Below are 430 nucleotides of genomic sequence, written 5' to 3' on the forward strand. Positions count from 1 at the left end.
ATCTCGCGCGTTCCCCGCTCGCAGGCCGGATCGGCGAGGAGACCTACGTCCTCGGCGCGTTCAATCCGGGCATGACCCGGCTGCCCAACGGCAATCTGCTGCTGATGGTCCGCATCGCCGAGGCGCTTCGCAACCCCATCCGCGACGGCCACGTCCGCGCGATCCGTTGGGACGACGGCATCTATCATCTGGACGCCTGGCCGCTGGCGCTGGTCGACACCGCCGATCCGCGCAAGTTCCTGATGCGCGGCGGCGGGTGGAAGGTGATGGCACTGACCTCGCTGTCCTGGCTGCTCCCGGTCGAACTCGACGCCGACGGACGACGCGTCGAGGCGGTGCATTACGATCGCGCGATCGTGCCGCGCGCATCGTACCAGTCCTACGGGGTCGAGGATGCGCGGATCAGCCGGGTCGGTGAGCGGTGGCTGAT

At 68.6% G+C, this 430-nt stretch carries 1 protein-coding gene; it reads left to right on the forward strand.

Going from position 1 to position 430, the window contains the following annotated elements; translation table 11 throughout:
* On the forward strand, window positions 1–430 hold a 430-nt coding region (locus I6F37_RS40920; RefSeq protein ID WP_225154509.1), incomplete at both ends, for a hypothetical protein.

The sequence above is a fragment of the Bradyrhizobium sp. NBAIM08 genome, from assembly GCF_020193935.1.
In the GTDB taxonomy this organism is placed as follows: domain Bacteria; phylum Pseudomonadota; class Alphaproteobacteria; order Rhizobiales; family Xanthobacteraceae; genus Bradyrhizobium; species Bradyrhizobium yuanmingense.